Origin of the sequence: Croceicoccus estronivorus, assembly GCF_001625325.1 — a bacterium.
Classification (GTDB): Bacteria; Pseudomonadota; Alphaproteobacteria; order Sphingomonadales; family Sphingomonadaceae; genus Caenibius; species Caenibius estronivorus.
The window spans coordinates 140,972-158,333 of the sequence record NZ_JRQQ01000010.1 but is presented as its reverse complement, the minus strand read 5'-3'; the positions used below and the strand labels follow the sequence as shown (position 1 = coordinate 158,333).

Sequence of the window (17,362 nt, the reverse complement as noted above, 5' to 3'; positions counted from 1 at the left end):
CGCGTCCGACGCATTTCGAGCACAGGCACCAGAATCGCAATGCGTTTGAGCAGAGCGAAACGCACATTATTGCTCCTGCAAACCATTATCAAAGATAGTTGCCCTCAAGGGCCTTTTCGCGGTTGCAATGGCAGTGTCACGAGCCTAGGGCAAACCGGTTAGCCGGGCGCCGCCGCCCTGTTGGCGCGGCTTGCCCAAAATGCCTGAAATGCCCCTCAACAGGGAAGGAATTCCACTCATTATGGCTCGCAAGAAGATTGCCCTCATTGGCGCCGGGAACATCGGCGGCACTCTAGCCCATCTCGCCGCTCAGAAGGAACTCGGCGATGTCGTCCTGTTCGACATCGCGGAAGGCATCCCCCAGGGCAAGGCGCTTGACCTTTCCCAGTGCGGTCCGGTCCAGGGCTTCGACGCCAAGATCACCGGCACCAACGATTACAAGGACATCGCAGGCGCAGATGTCATCATCGTCACTGCCGGCGTGCCGCGCAAGCCGGGCATGAGCCGCGACGATCTGCTCGGTATCAACCTCAAGGTCATGCAGTCGGTCGGCCAGGGCATCAAGGAAAATGCCCCTGACGCTTTCGTCATCTGCATCACCAACCCGCTCGACGCGATGGTCTGGGCATTGCGCGAATATTCGGGCCTGCCGCACAACAAGGTCGTCGGCATGGCCGGCGTGCTCGACTCGGCCCGCTTCGCGACTTTCCTCGCCTGGGAATTCAACACCTCGGTACGCGACGTGAATGCATTCGTGCTCGGCGGCCACGGCGACACGATGGTCCCGGTAACGAGCTACACCACCGTTTCGGGCATTCCCGTCGACGATCTCATCAAGATGGGCAAATCGACCAAGGAACGCATCGACGCGATCGTGCAGCGCACCCGTTCGGGCGGCGGCGAAATCGTCGGCCTGCTCAAGACCGGTTCGGCCTTCTACGCTCCGGCCGCTTCGGCCATCGCCATGGCGGAAGCCTATCTCGGCGACCAGAAGCGCATCCTGCCTTGCGCCGCGCATCTCACGGGCCAGTATGGCGTTGACGGTCTCTATGTCGGCGTTCCCGCCGTGATCGGCGCCGATGGCATCGAGGAAGTCGTTGAGATCGCTCTCGACGACGAAGCCAAGTCCAACCTCCAGGTCTCGATCGATGCAGTCAAGGAACTGCTCGAAGCCTGCAAGGGCATCGACGGCAACCTCGGCTGATCGCCCTCTTCCTCAGGAGTTTCTCATGTCCATTCTCGTTGACAAGAACACCAAGGTCATCACCCAGGGGATGACCGGCGCAACCGGTACTTTCCACACCGAACAGGCTCTGGCCTACGGCACCCAGATGGTCGGCGGCGTGACCCCCGGCAAAGGCGGCACGACTCACATCGGCCTGCCCAACTTCAACACCGTGGCCGAAGCCAAGGCCGCAACCGGCGCAACGGCTTCGTGCATCTACGTTCCGCCGCCGTTCGCTGCTGACTCGATCCTCGAAGCGATCGACGCGGAAATGGAACTGATCGTCGCCATCACCGAGGGCATTCCGGTGCTCGACATGGTGCGCGTGAAGCGTGCCCTGCAGGGTTCCAAGTCGCGCCTGATCGGCCCGAATTGCCCCGGCGTTCTCACGCCGGGTGAATGCAAGATCGGCATCATGCCGGGCTCCATCTTCAAGAAGGGTTCCGTCGGCGTCGTCAGCCGTTCGGGCACGCTGACTTATGAAGCCGTGTTCCAGACCACCAACATCGGCCTTGGCCAGACCACTGCGGTCGGCATCGGCGGTGACCCGGTCAACGGCACCAACTTCATCGACGTCCTCGAACTGTTCCTGGCCGACGACGAAACCAAGTCGATCATCATGATCGGTGAAATCGGCGGCAGCGCCGAAGAAGAAGCCGCTCAGTTCATCAAGGACGAAGCCAAGCGTGGCCGCAAGAAGCCGATGGTCGGCTTCATCGCGGGCCGTACCGCTCCTCCGGGACGTCGCATGGGCCACGCTGGCGCCATCGTCTCCGGCGGCCAGGGCGGCGCCGAAGACAAGATCGCTGCAATGGAAGATGCCGGTATCCGCGTCTCCCCCTCGCCTTCTCTGCTTGGCGAGACGCTGGACGGGCTTCTTAAGGAATACGCCTGATCCTATGCAGGTCCCCGCTCAACCGGGGACCTGCCTCCCACCTCCCCAGGGAGCATATACGCGGTTGGGACATTGCCATTGCGAGGCCGATGAACGGCCGGGCAACCAGAGGTGACCCCTATCATGGGCAACGAACTGCACGATTTTATGCCTGATGGCCCCCAGCAAGGGCCGTCATGGCAGAATACGCGCTGGCCGCTGGTCGGCGGCGCGTCAGAAGACGACCTGACACAGGCGCTCGATCCCACTGCCATGCAAGTGGCGGTCAAGGAAGCTGCCGCCAAAGCCGGCAAGCAGATGGACGAAGGCGCCGTCGAACGGGCGGCCAGCGATTCCATCCGTGCAATGCTGCTCATCCGCACCTATCGCGTGCGTGGCCATCTCGCGGCCGATCTCGATCCGCTGGGCCTCGCCACGCGCGACCTTCCCGCGGACCTGACCCCGGAATATCACGGGCTCGGCGGCGCCGCGCTCGATACGCCGGTCTATGTCGGCGGCAATCTCGGGCTCGAATGGACCACTCCGCGTGAACTGGTCGAGATCCTGCGCGCCAATTACTGCGGCAAGGTCGGCCTTGAATACATGCACATTGCCGACGTGGAGGAACGCCGCTTCCTCCAGGAACGCATGGAAGGCGCGGACAAGGAAATCGAATTCACGGAAAATGGCAAGAAAGCGATCCTTTCGGCCGTGATCCGCGGGGAGCAGTACGAAAAGTTCCTCGGCAAGAAGTACGTCGGAACCAAGCGTTTCGGCCTCGATGGCGGCGAATCCATGATCCCCGCCCTGGAAGCCGTCATCAAGTACGGCGGCCAGTATGGCGTGCGCGAAATCGTCTACGGCATGGCCCACCGCGGCCGCCTGAACGTGCTCGCCAACGTCATGGGCAAGCCCTACAAGGTCATCTTCCACGAATTTTCCGGCGGCTCGGCCAACCCGGACGATGTGGCCGGCTCAGGCGACGTGAAATACCACCTCGGCACCAGCACCGACCGTGAATTCGACGGAATCAAGGTGCACATGTCGCTGGTCCCCAACCCCAGCCACCTCGAAACGGTGGATGCGGTCGTCCTCGGCAAGGTCCGCGCCCAGCAGGCTTTCCGGGAAGATCTCGACAAGCACGAGCAGGTATTGCCTGTGCTGATCCACGGCGACGCGGCTTTCGCAGGCCAGGGCATCGTGTGGGAATGTTTCGGCCTGTCCGGTGTCGGTGGCTATTCGACCGGCGGCTGTCTGCACTTCATCATCAACAACCAGATCGGTTTCACCACCAGCCCGAAGTTCGCGCGCAACTCGCCCTATCCTTCGGACGTTGCGAAAGGCATTCAGGCTCCGATCCTGCATGTGAACGGCGACGATCCGGAAGCGGTCACTTTCGCCTGCAAGCTGGCGATGGATTATCGCACAGCATTCAAACGCGATATCGTGATCGACATGTGGTGCTATCGCCGTTTCGGTCACAACGAAGGCGACGAGCCCAGCTTCACCCAGCCCTTGATGTATGCGCGCATCCGGCAGCATCCGCCGGTCAGCGCGATCTATGCGGAACGGCTGAAGGCGGAAGGCATCATCGACGATTCCTTCCTGGAGGAGACGACGCGCGAATTCGTCGACTTGCTCGACGAGGAATTCGAAGCGGGCAAATCCTACAAGCCCAACGAGGCTGACTGGTTCGGCGGGCGCTGGGCCGGTCTTTACAAGCCTGCCGATCCGGAAACCGCGCGCCGCAATACGCCGACCGCGATCGAACCGAAATTGTTCGAAAGCTTGGGCCGTACGCTGACCAGCGTTCCCGGCGAGCTTGAAATTCACAAGACCTTGACCCGTGTGATCGATGCCAAGCGCAAGATGTTCACTGACGGCGAAGGGTTCGACTGGGCAACTGCCGAAGCGCTCGCTTTCGGCAGCCTGATGATGGAAGGTTTCGGCGTTCGCCTTTCCGGGCAGGATTCCGGCCGGGGCACGTTCAGTCAGCGCCATGCCATCTGGATCGACCAGAAGGACGAACACAAATATATTCCGCTGACCACGCTGCCGCACGGCAAGTTCGAGGTCTATGACAGCACGCTGTCGGAATATGGCGTGCTTGGCTTCGAATACGGCTTCGCTTCGGCAGACCCGAAGACGCTCGTCCTGTGGGAAGCGCAATTCGGCGATTTCGCCAACGGCGCACAGATCGTCATCGACCAGTACATTGCCGCGGGCGAGGTAAAGTGGCTGCGCGCCAACGGGCTCGTCCTGCTGTTGCCGCACGGTTACGAAGGCCAGGGTCCGGAACACAGTTCGGCGAGGCTCGAACGCTTTCTGCAGCTCTGCGCCAACGACAATATCCAGGTCTGCAACATCACGGTTCCGGCGAATTACTTCCACGTCTTGCGGCGGCAGATGTTGCGGCCGTTCCGCAAGCCGTTGGTCATCATGGCGCCGAAATCGTTGCTGCGGCATCCGATGGCGAAAAGCGCGGCGGACGAATTCACCGGCGATAGCCATTTCCGGCGGATCGTCAGTGACACGACCGAGATTCCGGATGCAAAGATCCGCCGTGCGGTCCTGTGCTCCGGCAAGGTGGCGTACGATCTGATCGAGAAACGCGACGAGGAAAAGCTGGACGATGTCTCGATCATCAGGATCGAGCAGATCTATCCCTTCCCCGGCGAACCTCTGGCTGCGCGTCTTGCCCGGATGACCAATCTCGAAGAGGTCATCTGGTGTCAGGAAGAACCGAAGAACAACGGTGCCTGGTTCTTCGTCGAAAGCCAGATCGAAGAAGCGCTGACCATCGCCGGCAAGAAGGGCATGCGCCCCTCTTACGTCGGGCGCGATGCGGCGGCCTCACCCGCCACCGGCCTCGCCATGCGGCACAATCTGCAACAGCAGGCGTTGGTCAACGGGGCACTTGGCCTGCCCGGCGGTGAACAGCCGCCGCTCGGCCCGCTCACCAACTATCATCCTGCCACCGGCGGTAAGTCCGGCGGCAAGTCGAAGTCCTGACCGGACAGGGAACGCGAAGCATGTCGATCGAAGTCAAAGTCCCCACTCTGGGCGAATCGGTTACCGAAGCGACCGTTGGTGAATGGCTCAAGCAGCCAGGCGAAGCCGTGAAAGCGGACGAGCCCATCGTCAGTCTCGAAACGGACAAGGTGGCAGTGGAAGTCCCTGCCCCTTCCGATGGCGTACTGGCCGAACAGGTCGTTGCGGTCGGTGATACCGTGGAAGTGGGCGCGGTCATCGCCCTGCTGAACGAAGGCGGTGCCGGTGCCACGGCTACCCCCGCTCCTTCCGCCAAGGAAAGCCCTGCTCCGGCCCCGGCAGCTGCTAAGGAAGCGGCTCACGATGCTTCCCAGACCCTGTCTCCGGCGGTGCGGCGCGCGGTTCTGGAACACGGTGTCGATCCTTCGACAATCAAGGGCACGGGCAAAGATGGCCGTCTGACCAAGGAAGACGTCCTCGCCGCTGCGAAGTCCAAGGATGCAGGCTCGCGGGATTCGGGCTCGGCACCCTCGCCTGCCGCATCTGACGCAGCCGCAGCCCCTGCGGTTGGTGGCGGTCGCAATGTGGAACGGGTAAAGATGACCCGCCTGCGCCAGACCATCGCGAAGCGGTTGAAAAGTGCGCAGGATACGGCAGCCCTGCTGACCACTTTCAACGATGTCGATATGTCGGCGGTGATTGAAGCGCGGAACAAATACAAGGATCTGTTCGCGAAGAAGCACGATGTGCGCCTCGGCTTCATGGGCTTCTTCGCCAAGGCGGCCTGCCTTGCATTGAAGGACGTTCCCGCCGTCAACGCGCAGATCGACGGGGATGAGATCCTCTATCACGATTTCGTCGACATCTCGGTCGCGGTCAGCGCCCCCAACGGGTTGGTCGTGCCGGTGGTCCGCGATTGCGACAAGCTCTCGTTCGCCGGTATCGAGAAGGCGATCGCCGACTATGGCAAGAAAGCCAAGGACGGCACGCTGACCATGGATGACATGAAAGGCGGCACTTTCACGATTTCCAACGGCGGCGTGTTCGGCTCGCTCATGTCGACTCCGATCATCAACCCGCCCCAGTCGGCAGTGCTCGGGCTCCACCGCATTGAAGATCGTCCGGTCGTGGTCGATGGTGAGATCGTCATTCGCCCGATGATGTATATCGCCCTGTCCTACGACCATCGGCTTATCGACGGACGTGAGGCAGTTACGGCATTGAAGATCATCAAGGAAGCGATCGAGGATCCGACGCGCCTGCTGATCGATTTGTGATCCCTTTTACCGTTCCTTTGCGGGAACGGTGCTGAGGGTCTGAACTACGTCCGCTCGTCCCAATTTCCAGCGCGGGGCGCGCTTCACGGAGTTGAAAATGGCTGAATTCGACTACGACGTTCTTGTCATCGGTGCCGGGCCCGGCGGTTATGTCGCGGCAATCCGTGCGGCCCAGCTCGGCCTGAAAACGGCTTGCGTGGAAAGCCGCGGAACGCTTGGCGGCACCTGTCTCAATGTCGGCTGCATACCGTCCAAGGCTCTCCTGCACGGTTCCGAGCTGTTCGAGGAAGCGCATGATGGCACGCTGGCGAAGTTCGGCGTGAAAACCGGCAAGGTCGAGATCGACGTTTCCGCTCTCCAGGGGGAGAAGGCAGCAGCGGTCAAGGGCCTGACGGGCGGCATCGAATTCCTGTTCAAGAAGAACAAGGTCGAATGGCTGAAAGGCACAGGTTCATTCAAGGACGCACACACTGTCGAAGTGGAAGGCAAGTCCTACACCGCACGCAATGTGGTGATCGCGACCGGGTCTTCCGTTACCCCGCTGCCCGGCGTCGAAGTCGATAACGACAAGGGCGTGATCGTGGACTCCACCGGTGCACTGGCACTGCCTGCCGTCCCCAAGAAAATGGTGGTTATCGGCGGCGGCGTGATCGGGCTGGAACTCGGTTCGGTCTGGCGGCGGCTTGGTGCAGACGTCACTGTGGTCGAATTCCTCGATAAACTGCTCCCCGGCATGGACGGTGACGTGCGCAAGGAAGCCGCCAAGATCTTCAAGAAGCAGGGCATGGACCTCAAGCTCGGCACCAAGGTCACTGGCGCCACTGTCAAAGGCAAGAAAGCCACCCTTACGCTTGAGCCGGCTGCTGGCGGCGATTCCGAAACGCTGGAAGCCGATTGCGTGCTTGTCGCTATTGGCCGCCGCCCCAACACGGACGGACTGAACCTTGCTGCGGCCGGGCTCGATACCAACCAGCGGGGCCAGATCGAAACAGATCACGATTTTCGCACCAAAGTCGATGGCGTTTGGGCAGTCGGCGATGTGATCCCCGGCCCGATGCTGGCGCACAAGGCGGAAGACGAAGGCATTGCCGTGGCTGAAAACATTGCCGGGCTGGTTGGCATCGTGAACCATGCCGTGATTCCCAGCGTGGTTTACACCACTCCGGAATTCGCAGGCGTCGGCATGACCGAAGAAGCAGCCAAGGACGCAGGCCATGATGTGAAGATCGGCAAGTTCCCCATGATGGCGAACAGCCGCGCCAAGACCAATGGCGAGCCGGATGGCTTCGTCAAGGTGATCGCCGATGCGAAAGACGATCGCGTTCTGGGCGTGTGGATCATTGCTTCAGTTGCCGGCACGATGATCGCCCAGGCTGCACAGGCCATGGAGTTCGGCGCTTTGTCGGAAGACATCGCCTATACCTGCCACGCTCACCCGACCCATTCGGAAGCGTTGAAGGAAGCCGCCATGTCGGTGCGGGGCAAGCCAATTCATATCTGAAATTCTGGCCCGCCCGGAGGCGGGAAAGGTACCTCATGCCGCAGTATCGAGCCCAGGCACGATACTGCGGCAGAGTGATGAATTTGGATTACCGGCGGCCGTATTCGATACCGCGCACGCGTCCGTCGGAATCGATCGCACAGCTGAAGTTGCGCCCGTCGCGAAGATACCCTTCGACGCGCCAACCGCTCGCCGAACGATCAACGCCTTCGACGCTGTCCACCCGGTCTCCGCGCTCGATCTCGGCAACGCACATATCGACCGCACGATCGAGGCCACGGCCTGAAGCATAGCCATCAGGGCCGCTATCACGATAGTTGTAGTCCTGATCGCGATAGTCATCGTTGCGATAGCGATAATCTTCGGTGCGATAGTCCCGCTCGCGATAATCGCGATTCTTGTTCGCATTGCTGGCAGCACTGGCAATGGCTGCGATACCACCAAGGACAAGCACGCCGGCCAGCACATCGCCCGCATCCACTCCGCCGCGATGGCGATGGTAGCGCCCGTAATAGGGATACCGGCCATAACGATCCCATCGCCGTGCCTGCACGGTATCGTCCTCGGACGTCCAGCCACCGGCAGTACTGGCGATAGCGCCATGCGATTGGGTCGGTGCCGGCAACGGCGCTGCCATGGCAGGTACGGCAGTCATGGAAGTGCATGCGGCCAGTGCGACAGCAGCAGCAACCTTCGAAACAGAACGGGTCATTGTGGAACCCCTTTCACGCAATGCGGCATACCCGCATATTCTATTACCGACGACTAGACGTGTGATACTTGCGGCGGGCTGAACCGCCAAAGTGCGGTGCCGGATTTCTTTCAAACCCGGCACCGCGTTTTCATAAGTTTACTCAAAGACCGCGAATATTCTTGAAGTCCAGATCGACAACCCGGCCATAGCGCACCTTGCAGGTAAAGTTGCCGGTGTCATATCCGCGGCGGGAAGAATGCCAGCGGCTGCCCTTATCGGACACCGCGATGCGGCCCTTCACCGTATAGCCATTGGACTTGCGATCTATGTCCCGAATATCGGTGACATTCGCACGGCCATAGCTGTACCGGCTCGCCTGGCGCTCCGCTGTACGGACACACATTTCGACAGCCTGGCGCGGATTTCCGCGGCGCATATAATCGTCCCGATCACGATAACCGTAACGGCTGTAGCCGTCATAACCATAGCGGTCGCGATAATGGTCACGGTCATTATCGGACGCAGCGGCCGCAATCGCGGCAATACCGCCGATAATCAATGCACCGGCGATCACTTCACCCGCTCCGATACCATCGTTATCGCGAGCAAACGCGGGAGAGGCCGAAGTTACCGCCATCGCACCTGCGGCGACGGTCCCGACCAGGGCTTTGGATAGAATCTTCATCACTCTCATCCTCACTTCCGCCGGGACGGGATTGCCCGGCTATGAGAATGGTTTTAGCGATTCGCCCGTGATGGGATGCTGAACTCCCGTGACAGCAATCATTCAGGAATAGAGTTATTTTTCTGAACGACCTACCGCAGGGTGGGCCGGTGCATGCAAACCCGTCCAATTCGCAAGAAAGGCGAGGACATCCGCACCTTCGGCAATCTGCTTATCCGTCGGCTTGCCGGATCCATGCCCTGCCCCGGTTTCGATCCTGATAAGATGCGGCTTGCTGCCAATATCAGCCGCCTGCAAAGCAGCGGCGTATTTGAAGCTGTGCCCCGGCACCACCCGATCATCCGTGTCAGCCGTGGTTACGAGGATCGCCGGATAGTCCGCACCCGAATGGATGTTGTGGTACGGCGAATAAGAACGCAGCACCCGGAAATCCTCTTCCCTGTCCGGGTGGCCATAATCATCGACCCAATAGCGGCCGGCAGTCCAACGGTCGAACCGCAACATATCCATCACGCCGACTGCGGCATGGACGGCATCGAACAAGTCGGGCCGCTGGTTCGTGACGGCCCCCATCAACAGCCCCCCATTGGATCGGCCCTCTATGGCGAGGCCATTGGCAGGCGTGATCCCCTCACGCTTGAGATATTCCCCCGCAGCAATGAAATCGTCGAACACGTTCTGCTTGTTGCCTAACCGTCCAGCGTCGTGCCAGTCCTTCCCATATTCGCCCCCGCCCCGGATATTCGCCAACGCAAAAGCGCCTCCGGCCTCGAGCCAGGCCATGCGCACGGCGGAGAAGCCCGGCGTCAGGGAGATATCGAATCCGCCATAGCCGTAAAGCAATGTCGGAACCGCCCGGTTGGCTCCGGCGACACTGCGCTTGCGGACAATGAACATCGGCACCTTCGTGCCATCCTTCGACGTGTAGAAACGCTGTTCAACCAGATAGGCCTCAGGATCGAATGTCAGCTCCGGCAAAGCGAAAGGCTGCATGGCCTTGGTCGACAGGTCCATCCGGTAAATGCCGGCCGGGCGATTGAAGCTGGCGAAACTGTAAAACGTTTCGGGATCGCCAGGTTTGCCGGTAAATCCGCTCGCTGTTCCCAGGCCGTTGAGAAGCACTTCATCGACCTGGCCGCTCCCCAGTTCAAAGATCAACGCTCGCGAAGCGGCATCTTTCAGGTAGGAAATCACCAGCCTGTCGCCCACCAGCGATGCCGCGTTGATCGTCTCGTCACTCTGCCGCACCACTTCATACCAGCGTGGCGACAGTGCATCGAGATCGATCGCTACCACGCGGAAACGCGGTGCATCCTCGTTGGTTGTGAACCAGAGCACCCCGCCCACGCCCTCGATAAGATTCCACGCATTGTCGAATCCGGTAATAAGAGGCCGGGCAAACCAGCCACTCTTGCCGCGTTTCGCCAGGTCGATGACGTGGATTTCATATCGCGCATCCGTCCCCACCGCGCTGGTAATAACCGCCCAGCGGCCATCGTACGTCACCTCGGCATAGTGGCTTCGTTCGGGATGATCCGGCGTGGCGAAAACGAGTTCGTCCTGCCCCTGATCGGTGCCGAGACGATGGAAATAGATCGCCTGATTGTAATTGAGCGCCTGAAAATCCTGACCTTCTTCGGGCTCGGGAAAGCGCGAATAGAGAAACCCCTCATCCCCGATCCATGCAAGGCTGGTAAACTTCGCCCACCTGATCGTATCGGGAAGATTCTCCCCGTTTCGCACATCCAATACTGCCAGCCTGCGCCAGTCGCTGCCGTCATCCTGAATGCTATAGAGCACATAGCGGCCATCGGGTGATGGTTTCCAGGCATCCAGCGCAGTTGTGCCGTCGTCCGACCACTGTGCAGGATCGAGCAGCAGTTGTGGCTTCCCCTTCAATCCCTTGCGCATGAACAGCTGGGACTGGTTCTGCAGCCCGGCGTTGCGTTCATAGAAATAGCGCCCGCCCGCTTTAACGGGGATCGAGAAGCGCTCGTAATCCATGAGCTCACCGATCTTGGAGGAAAACCATGCACGATCCGGCAGGCGATCGAGATAGGCCTGCGTTACCGCGTTTTCCCGCGCGACCCAGTCCGCCACCTCGGCATTGTTGCGAACATCGTCCTCCAGCCAGCGGTAAGGATCGCTGATCTTCTCGCCAAACAACTGCTCCACCACATCGTCACGGCGGGTTTCGGGATAGCCAAGCGTGGTCTGGGATGTCGGCAAGGTCGTATCTGCTCCGGTAGCATTCTGTGCAGCCAGAGGCTGCTGAGCCAGCATCAGGCACAGGGCAGGCGCGCCGGCAATGTATCGCGCGAAACGGCGCATGGCATGCTCCAAAAGGAAAGGGCGGGTGCAACCCTAATGGCTGCGCCCGCCCTTTCAATGGCTTATCCAGGTGTGGAACCGATCAGGCGTCGGCCAGTTCCTCTTCACCAGCAACCGGGCCGCTATCCTGACCCTTTGCGTCGACATCGCGATCGACCAGTTCGATGATAGCAATCGGTGCCGCGTCAGAGGCACGGATACCGGCCTTGATCACGCGGGTGTAACCACCTTCACGATCCTTGTAACGCTCAGCCAGCACTTCGAAGAGTTTCTTTTCCTGTGCTTCGTCCATCACCCGGCTGTGCGCCAGACGACGGTTGGAAAGGCCCCCATGCTTTGCCAGCGTGATCAGCTTTTCGACATAGGGACGAAGTTCCTTCGCCTTGGGCGTGGTCGTCAGGATCTGCTCGTGCTTGATCAGCGAAGCAGCCAGATTGCGCAGGAGAGCGGTGCGGTGGCCGGACTTGCGCTGCAACTTGCGGCCGGAAATCTTGTGGCGCATTTCATTTTACTCCGTTCGTAAGGGGGCCGTACGAGGTACCCCGGTACTGGCGGCAATCCAGGGCCTGCCGCCATCGCCCGTGTGATTTAGCCGAGAAGCTCTTGTTCCAGCTTCTTGGCCATTTCTTCGATGTTCTCAGGCGGCCAGCCCGGGATATCCATGCCAAGCCGCAGACCCATGGAGGAAAGGACCTCCTTGATCTCGTTAAGCGACTTGCGGCCGAAGTTCGGCGTCCGCAGCATTTCCGCCTCGGTCTTCTGAACCAGATCGCCAATATAGATGATATTGTCGTTCTTGAGGCAATTGGCGCTGCGAACCGACAGTTCCAGCTCGTCCACCTTCTTGAGCAGGTAACGGTTGAGCTGGTTGGCATCGTTTTCTTCCGGCTGCGCGGCCACTCCGATCATCGCCGACGGTCCCTGCGGGATGGCGTCTTCGAAGTGGACGAACAGGGCCAGCTGGTCCTGCAGGATCCGTGCGGAATAAGCCACCGCATCTTCCGGCGTTACCGTTCCGTCGGTTTCAACCGTCAGCGAGAGCTTGTCGTAATCGAGTTCCTGACCGACACGCGCATTCTCGACCTTGTAGCTCACCTGGCGAACCGGCGAGTACAGGGAATCCACCGGGATCAGACCTACCGGTGCATCGGCCGGACGGTTCTGAACCGCGGGCACGTAACCCTTCCCGGTATCGGCGGTCAGTTCCATGTTCAGCGTCGCGCCTTCGTCGAGGTGACAGATCACGAGATCCTTGTTCATCACTTCGATGTCGCCGGACACCGCAATATCGCCGGCCTTCACTTCAGCCGGACCGGTAACCGAAAGCTGGAGACGCTTCGCCCCCTCGCCTTCCATCTTCAGCGCAACCTGCTTGATGTTCAGGACGATGTCGGTGACATCCTCGCGTACGCCCGCAAGCGAAGAGAACTCGTGCAATACGTTCTCGATCTTGATCGACGTGATCGCTGCCCCCTGAAGCGAGGAGAGCAGCACCCGGCGCAGAGCATTACCAAGCGTCAGGCCAAAGCCGCGCTCCAGAGGTTCGGCAACGAAGGTTGCCTTGCGCTTGCCGTCACCGCCAGGCTTGATATCGAGGCTGTTGGGCTTCTTCAGTTCCTGCCAGTTCTTGATATTGACGGACATGTAATTCCCCTAGGGTTCTTATCTGGCGGGAACGGCCGCTAGACGCCTTTTGAGCGCCGCGGCCGATCCGAAGGATGGCAGCCTCGTCAGGCTGCCAGGCAGGTTCAAATCAGACGCGGCGACGCTTCGACGGCCTCACACCGTTGTGCGGGATGGGGGTCACATCGCGGATCGACGTAATGGTGAAACCCACCGCCTGCAGAGCGCGCAACGCGCTCTCACGACCCGAACCCGGGCCCTTCACTTCAACTTCCAGAGTGCGGACGCCATGCTCCGCCGCCTTCTTGCCGGCGTCGTCTGCAGCCACCTGGGCGGCATACGGCGTGGACTTACGGCTGCCCTTGAAACCCATCATGCCGGCGCTGGACCAGCTGATCGCGTTGCCCTGGGCATCCGTGATCGTGATCATGGTGTTGTTGAAGCTGGCGTTCACGTGTGCGACGCCGCTGGTGATATTCTTACGCTCGCGGCGCCGAATGCGCTGTGGTTCGCGTGCCATGGTTAGTATCCTGTCCTAAAGAATGGAAGAAAAGCCCACCGGTTGCCCGGATTGCTTACTTCTTCTTACCTGCGATCGGCTTCGCCTTACCCTTGCGGGTACGGGCATTGGTGTGCGTGCGCTGCCCACGAACGGGCAATCCCTTACGGTGACGCAACCCGCGATAGCAGGCCAGGTCCATCAAACGCTTGATATTCATCGCAGTTTCGCGACGAAGGTCACCCTCGACCATATATTCGGCATCAATCGCTTCGCGGATCTGAAGCACTTCGGCGTCGGACAGGTCCTGAACGCGCCGGCTGTGTTCAATGCCCAGCTTGTCAGCGATATCCTTCGCCGATTTGGGGCCAATACCGTGAATATAGGTAAGCGCGATGATCACGCGCTTGTTGGTGGGGATGTTTACCCCGGCAATACGAGCCACTTAATTCTCCTGCTCCACAAGAGGCGGCGAAATTCCCCGAACTGGGAACAACGCGGTCTCTTATCTCAACGCGCCTGCACTGGCAGTTCGGAAGGCTGGGATAGCAAAAAGCCCGGATGGCACGCATTTCTTGCGGCCGGCCGGACTCATCCGATCTGTCGAGTGAATGGGGCGCATAAAATGATTCGCGCGAAACGTCAACATCCGACTTCGCAGGCGAACAAATGCGTACAAGGTCAAAGACCTCACGCTAACTGACCGCACTTATAGTAAATTGGGGCGGCGGGGTCAAAGCCCCACCGCATCACCGATTGAGAATTGCCTCGATCGCAGCCGTCACCGCATCCATATCGGCCATGCCGTCAACGCGCGAGACAATACCGTTCTTTTCATAGAACGGCAGGATCGGCGCGGTCTTGGCGCGATATTCGGCCATGCGGGTCCGGACGGTTTCCTCGTTGTCATCAGGACGCCGCTTGAATTCGGTCGAGCCGCACTTGTCGCAAACGCCTTCCTTCTCGGGGCGTTCGAACCGATCATGATAGCCCTTCCCGCAGCTCGCGCAGGTAAACCGGCCAGTGATACGTTCCACCAGCGCGTCTTCGTCGACGTCCAGTTCGATCACATGATCCAACTTCCGGCCGTGGCTATCGAGAATAGCTTCAAGCGAGACAGCCTGGGCTTCAGTCCGCGGATAACCATCGAAGATCGCACCCACGTCCGAACCCATCGCCGCCAGCTCATCCGAAATCAGAGCCGACACGATCTCGTCGGAAACGAGTTCGCCAGCCTCCATCACGGCCTTGGCCTTCAGGCCGACCGGGGTACCCGCCTTGACTGCGGCGCGAAGCATGTCGCCGGTCGAAAGCTGACGCATGCCGAACCGCTCGACCAACCGTTGCGCCTGAGTGCCCTTGCCCGCTCCAGGCGGTCCGAGAAGAATGATATTCACGCAGCTCTCCCTGTTAGAGCGCTCAAACCTGGCTTAGCGAAGCCGGCCTTTCAACTTGGCCTTTTTGATGAGATCACCATACTGGTGAGCCAGAAGATGTGACTGAATCTGAGTGATTGTATCAACCGTCACGTTCACCACAATCAACAGGCTGGTACCGCCGAAGAACAGACGCACACCCGTTTCCGCCAACAAAAACTCCGGCGCGACGCAAACCACTGTCAGATAGATCGCGCCGATCACGGTAATCCGGGTCAGCACGTAATCCAGATAATTGGCCGTGTTCTTGCCTGGACGAATGCCGGGAATGAACCCTCCATTCTTCTTCAGGTTCTCGGCTGTTTCCTCAGGGTTGAAAACCACTGCGGTGTAGAAGAACGTAAAGAAGATGATGCCCGCAGCATAGAGCGCCATGTACATTGGCTGGCCGTGCTGGAGGTATTGGTTCATCGTCACGACAATACCGCCCATCGTGCTCTCGGGATCAACCGAGTTTCCGGCGAATTGCGTAATTGTCAGCGGCAAGAGCAGCAGCGAACTGGCGAAAATAGGCGGAATGACGCCAGACGTGTTCAGCTTGAGCGGCAGATGCGAACGATCCGCCTGCATCATGCCGCGCTGGCTCGCACGCTTCGGATACTGGATCAGCAGGCGCCGCTGGGCACGCTCCATGAAAGAAATGACCAGGATCAGACCCACGATCATCAATACCAGCGCAACAATGGTGAACGCGCTGATCGAACCCGAGCGGCCGCCTTCAAAGAGATTGGCGGTAAAAGTCGGGAACTGCGCGACAATGCCCGCCATGATGATGAGCGACACACCGTTCCCGATCCCGCGACTGGTTATCTGTTCACCCAGCCAAAGCAGGAACATTGTCCCACCGACGAGACTGATGACCGCTCCGATACGGAACATGTAGCCCGGATTCACCACGGCTTGCAGGCCGCTCTGAGCACCATAAGCCTCAAGCCCGGAAGCGACGAACCACCCCTGGATCACAGTGAGGAACACCGCGCCGTAACGCGTATATTGATTGAGCTTCTTGCGTCCGCTTTCGCCTTCCTTCTTCAAGGCCATGAGCGAAGGATGCAGCGAGGCGGCGAGTTGCACCACGATCGAAGCAGTGATGTAGGGCATGACACCGAGCGCGATGAGACTCATACGCTCAAGGCTACCGCCCGAGAAAGTGTTGAAAATGTCGAGAATTCCGCCCCGGGTCTGCGCGTACAGGTCCTGCAGGATCAGCGGATTGACGCCAGGCAACGGCACAAAGCTGAGAAAGCGGAATACGATCAACGCACCGACCGTAAACCAGATACGATTCTTGAGCTCGGTGGCTTTCGAGAAATTAGCGAGATTAAGGTTACTCGCAAGATTGTCGGCGCGTGATGCCATGGGTTCAATGTGCCTTGTCTGGGCAGCCAGCACGGAAATAGAGCCGCCCTCTTCTGAGTGTCAGCCCATATAGCGAGCGAGCGGAGATGCAAGAACTCCGCTCGCCGCAATCACCGATTATTCGGCCGCTTCAGCCTTTGCCGGCGCAGCCACTTCGACCGATCCACCAGCCTTTTCAACCGCAGCCACAGCACCCTTCGATGCCCCGGCGACCTTGAACTGAGCCTTGGACGTGATAGCGCCCTTGCCGAGCAAGCGCACGCCGTCCTTACCGCCACGAGCAAGTCCGGCAGACTGCAAAGCAGCGTGATCGATGAGCTGGCCAGCGTCGAGCTTGCCTGCATCAATGAACTTCTGGATCATACCGAGATTCACTTCGGCGTAATCCTTGGCAAACGGATTGTTGAAGCCACGCTTCGGGATCCGCATGTGAAGCGGCATCTGACCGCCTTCGAAGCCCTTGATCGACACACCGGAGCGCGACTTGGCACCCTTCTGGCCACGGCCACCGGTCTTGCCCTTGCCGGAGCCAATGCCACGGCCAATACGCATGCGCCCCTTACGGGCACCGTCGTTATCGCGGATATCGTTAAGTTTCATGTCGTTGCACTCGCTTTCGCTTTAGTTCGCGCCAAAATAGAAGAGGCCCGGTACTGCACCGGGCCTCCTAGGTCAACCTGAGGTCTGGTTAGTCTACCACTGCCACCATATGCGGCAGCTTTGCGATCGCACCACGGACCTCCGGAGTATCCTCGACCTCCACGACCTTGTGCATTTTGCCAAGGCCCAAGCCGACCAGAATCTGCTTTTGCTTTTCCGGGCGGCGGATCGGGGAGCCAATCTGCTTGATCTTGATCTTAGCCATGT

General features: G+C 59.8%; 16 protein-coding genes. 5 read left to right on the top strand and 11 right to left on the bottom strand.

Annotated elements, in window-relative coordinates:
• The first annotated feature begins 241 nt into the window (after positions 1-241).
• From mdh to lpdA, 5 genes are all read left to right on the top strand, one after another.
• The gene (gene mdh, locus MB02_RS15500; protein WP_067539735.1) at positions 242-1,204 is read left to right on the top strand and encodes a malate dehydrogenase; all 963 of its coding nucleotides are present in this window, start codon (positions 242-244) and stop codon (positions 1,202-1,204) included.
• A 25-nt stretch (positions 1,205-1,229) separates the two neighbouring features.
• Positions 1,230-2,120, top strand: a complete 891-nt coding sequence (sucD, locus tag MB02_RS15495) for a succinate--CoA ligase subunit alpha (protein ID WP_067539733.1) — start codon at positions 1,230-1,232, stop codon at positions 2,118-2,120.
• A gap of 123 nt (positions 2,121-2,243) precedes the next feature.
• Positions 2,244-5,111, top strand: a complete 2,868-nt coding sequence (locus MB02_RS15490) for a 2-oxoglutarate dehydrogenase E1 component (protein WP_082826254.1) — start codon at positions 2,244-2,246, stop codon at positions 5,109-5,111.
• Between the two features lie 20 nt (positions 5,112-5,131).
• Positions 5,132-6,367, top strand: coding sequence for a 2-oxoglutarate dehydrogenase complex dihydrolipoyllysine-residue succinyltransferase (gene odhB / locus MB02_RS15485; protein WP_067539721.1), 1,236 nt, complete (start codon positions 5,132-5,134; stop codon positions 6,365-6,367).
• Between the two features lie 97 nt (positions 6,368-6,464).
• Positions 6,465-7,868 (top strand): dihydrolipoyl dehydrogenase, encoded by a 1,404-nt coding sequence (gene lpdA, locus MB02_RS15480; RefSeq protein WP_067539718.1) that lies wholly within the window; start codon positions 6,465-6,467, stop codon positions 7,866-7,868.
• 88 nt (positions 7,869-7,956) lie between these two features.
• Here lpdA and MB02_RS15475 read toward each other — a convergent pair whose 3' ends face one another.
• The 11 genes from MB02_RS15475 to rpmD form a co-directional block, all read right to left on the bottom strand.
• Positions 7,957-8,580 (bottom strand): hypothetical protein, encoded by a 624-nt coding sequence (locus tag MB02_RS15475; protein WP_082826245.1) that lies wholly within the window; start codon positions 8,578-8,580, stop codon positions 7,957-7,959.
• A gap of 142 nt (positions 8,581-8,722) precedes the next feature.
• On the bottom strand, positions 8,723-9,247 hold the full coding sequence (locus MB02_RS15470) for a hypothetical protein (RefSeq protein WP_067539715.1): 525 nt from the start codon (positions 9,245-9,247) through the stop codon (positions 8,723-8,725).
• Between the two features lie 114 nt (positions 9,248-9,361).
• Positions 9,362-11,578: a prolyl oligopeptidase family serine peptidase gene (locus MB02_RS15465; protein WP_067539712.1), complete on the bottom strand. Its 2,217-nt coding sequence runs from the start codon at positions 11,576-11,578 to the stop codon at positions 9,362-9,364.
• Between the two features lie 82 nt (positions 11,579-11,660).
• On the bottom strand, positions 11,661-12,080 hold the full coding sequence (gene rplQ, locus MB02_RS15460) for a 50S ribosomal protein L17 (RefSeq protein ID WP_067539710.1): 420 nt from the start codon (positions 12,078-12,080) through the stop codon (positions 11,661-11,663).
• Between the two features lie 86 nt (positions 12,081-12,166).
• Positions 12,167-13,222, bottom strand: a complete 1,056-nt coding sequence (locus tag MB02_RS15455) for a DNA-directed RNA polymerase subunit alpha (RefSeq protein WP_067539708.1) — start codon at positions 13,220-13,222, stop codon at positions 12,167-12,169.
• Between the two features lie 109 nt (positions 13,223-13,331).
• Positions 13,332-13,721, bottom strand: coding sequence for a 30S ribosomal protein S11 (gene rpsK / locus MB02_RS15450; RefSeq protein ID WP_021689122.1), 390 nt, complete (start codon positions 13,719-13,721; stop codon positions 13,332-13,334).
• 55 nt (positions 13,722-13,776) lie between these two features.
• On the bottom strand, positions 13,777-14,145 hold the full coding sequence (rpsM, locus tag MB02_RS15445) for a 30S ribosomal protein S13 (protein ID WP_067539705.1): 369 nt from the start codon (positions 14,143-14,145) through the stop codon (positions 13,777-13,779).
• 304 nt (positions 14,146-14,449) lie between these two features.
• Complete coding sequence (locus tag MB02_RS15440; protein ID WP_067539701.1) at positions 14,450-15,097, bottom strand: adenylate kinase; 648 nt, start codon at positions 15,095-15,097, stop codon at positions 14,450-14,452.
• 33 nt (positions 15,098-15,130) lie between these two features.
• Positions 15,131-16,495 carry a preprotein translocase subunit SecY gene (gene secY / locus MB02_RS15435; protein ID WP_067539699.1) on the bottom strand — a complete coding sequence of 455 codons (1,365 nt, stop codon included), beginning with the start codon at positions 16,493-16,495 and terminating at the stop codon, positions 15,131-15,133.
• 117 nt (positions 16,496-16,612) lie between these two features.
• Entirely contained in the window at positions 16,613-17,095 is a 483-nt protein-coding gene (rplO, locus tag MB02_RS15430; protein ID WP_067539696.1) for a 50S ribosomal protein L15, read from the bottom strand.
• Positions 17,096-17,183: 88 nt separating this feature from the next.
• Entirely contained in the window at positions 17,184-17,360 is a 177-nt protein-coding gene (gene rpmD / locus MB02_RS15425; protein ID WP_067539694.1) for a 50S ribosomal protein L30, read from the bottom strand.
• Positions 17,361-17,362: the final 2 nt, after the last annotated feature.

Coding starts and splice junctions, on each gene's coding strand:
- mdh (WP_067539735.1), top strand. CDS start 242: ATGGCTCGCAAGAAGATTGCCCTCATTGGCGCCGGGAACATCGGCGGC.
- sucD (WP_067539733.1), top strand. CDS start 1,230: ATGTCCATTCTCGTTGACAAGAACACCAAGGTCATCACCCAGGGGATG.
- MB02_RS15490 (WP_082826254.1), top strand. CDS start 2,244: ATGGGCAACGAACTGCACGATTTTATGCCTGATGGCCCCCAGCAAGGG.
- odhB (WP_067539721.1), top strand. CDS start 5,132: ATGTCGATCGAAGTCAAAGTCCCCACTCTGGGCGAATCGGTTACCGAA.
- lpdA (WP_067539718.1), top strand. CDS start 6,465: ATGGCTGAATTCGACTACGACGTTCTTGTCATCGGTGCCGGGCCCGGC.
- MB02_RS15475 (WP_082826245.1), bottom strand. CDS start 8,580: ATGACCCGTTCTGTTTCGAAGGTTGCTGCTGCTGTCGCACTGGCCGCA.
- MB02_RS15470 (WP_067539715.1), bottom strand. CDS start 9,247: ATGAAGATTCTATCCAAAGCCCTGGTCGGGACCGTCGCCGCAGGTGCG.
- MB02_RS15465 (WP_067539712.1), bottom strand. CDS start 11,578: ATGCGCCGTTTCGCGCGATACATTGCCGGCGCGCCTGCCCTGTGCCTG.
- rplQ (WP_067539710.1), bottom strand. CDS start 12,080: ATGCGCCACAAGATTTCCGGCCGCAAGTTGCAGCGCAAGTCCGGCCAC.
- MB02_RS15455 (WP_067539708.1), bottom strand. CDS start 13,222: ATGTCCGTCAATATCAAGAACTGGCAGGAACTGAAGAAGCCCAACAGC.
- rpsK (WP_021689122.1), bottom strand. CDS start 13,721: ATGGCACGCGAACCACAGCGCATTCGGCGCCGCGAGCGTAAGAATATC.
- secY (WP_067539699.1), bottom strand. CDS start 16,495: ATGGCATCACGCGCCGACAATCTTGCGAGTAACCTTAATCTCGCTAAT.
- rplO (WP_067539696.1), bottom strand. CDS start 17,095: ATGAAACTTAACGATATCCGCGATAACGACGGTGCCCGTAAGGGGCGC.
- rpmD (WP_067539694.1), bottom strand. CDS start 17,360: ATGGCTAAGATCAAGATCAAGCAGATTGGCTCCCCGATCCGCCGCCCG.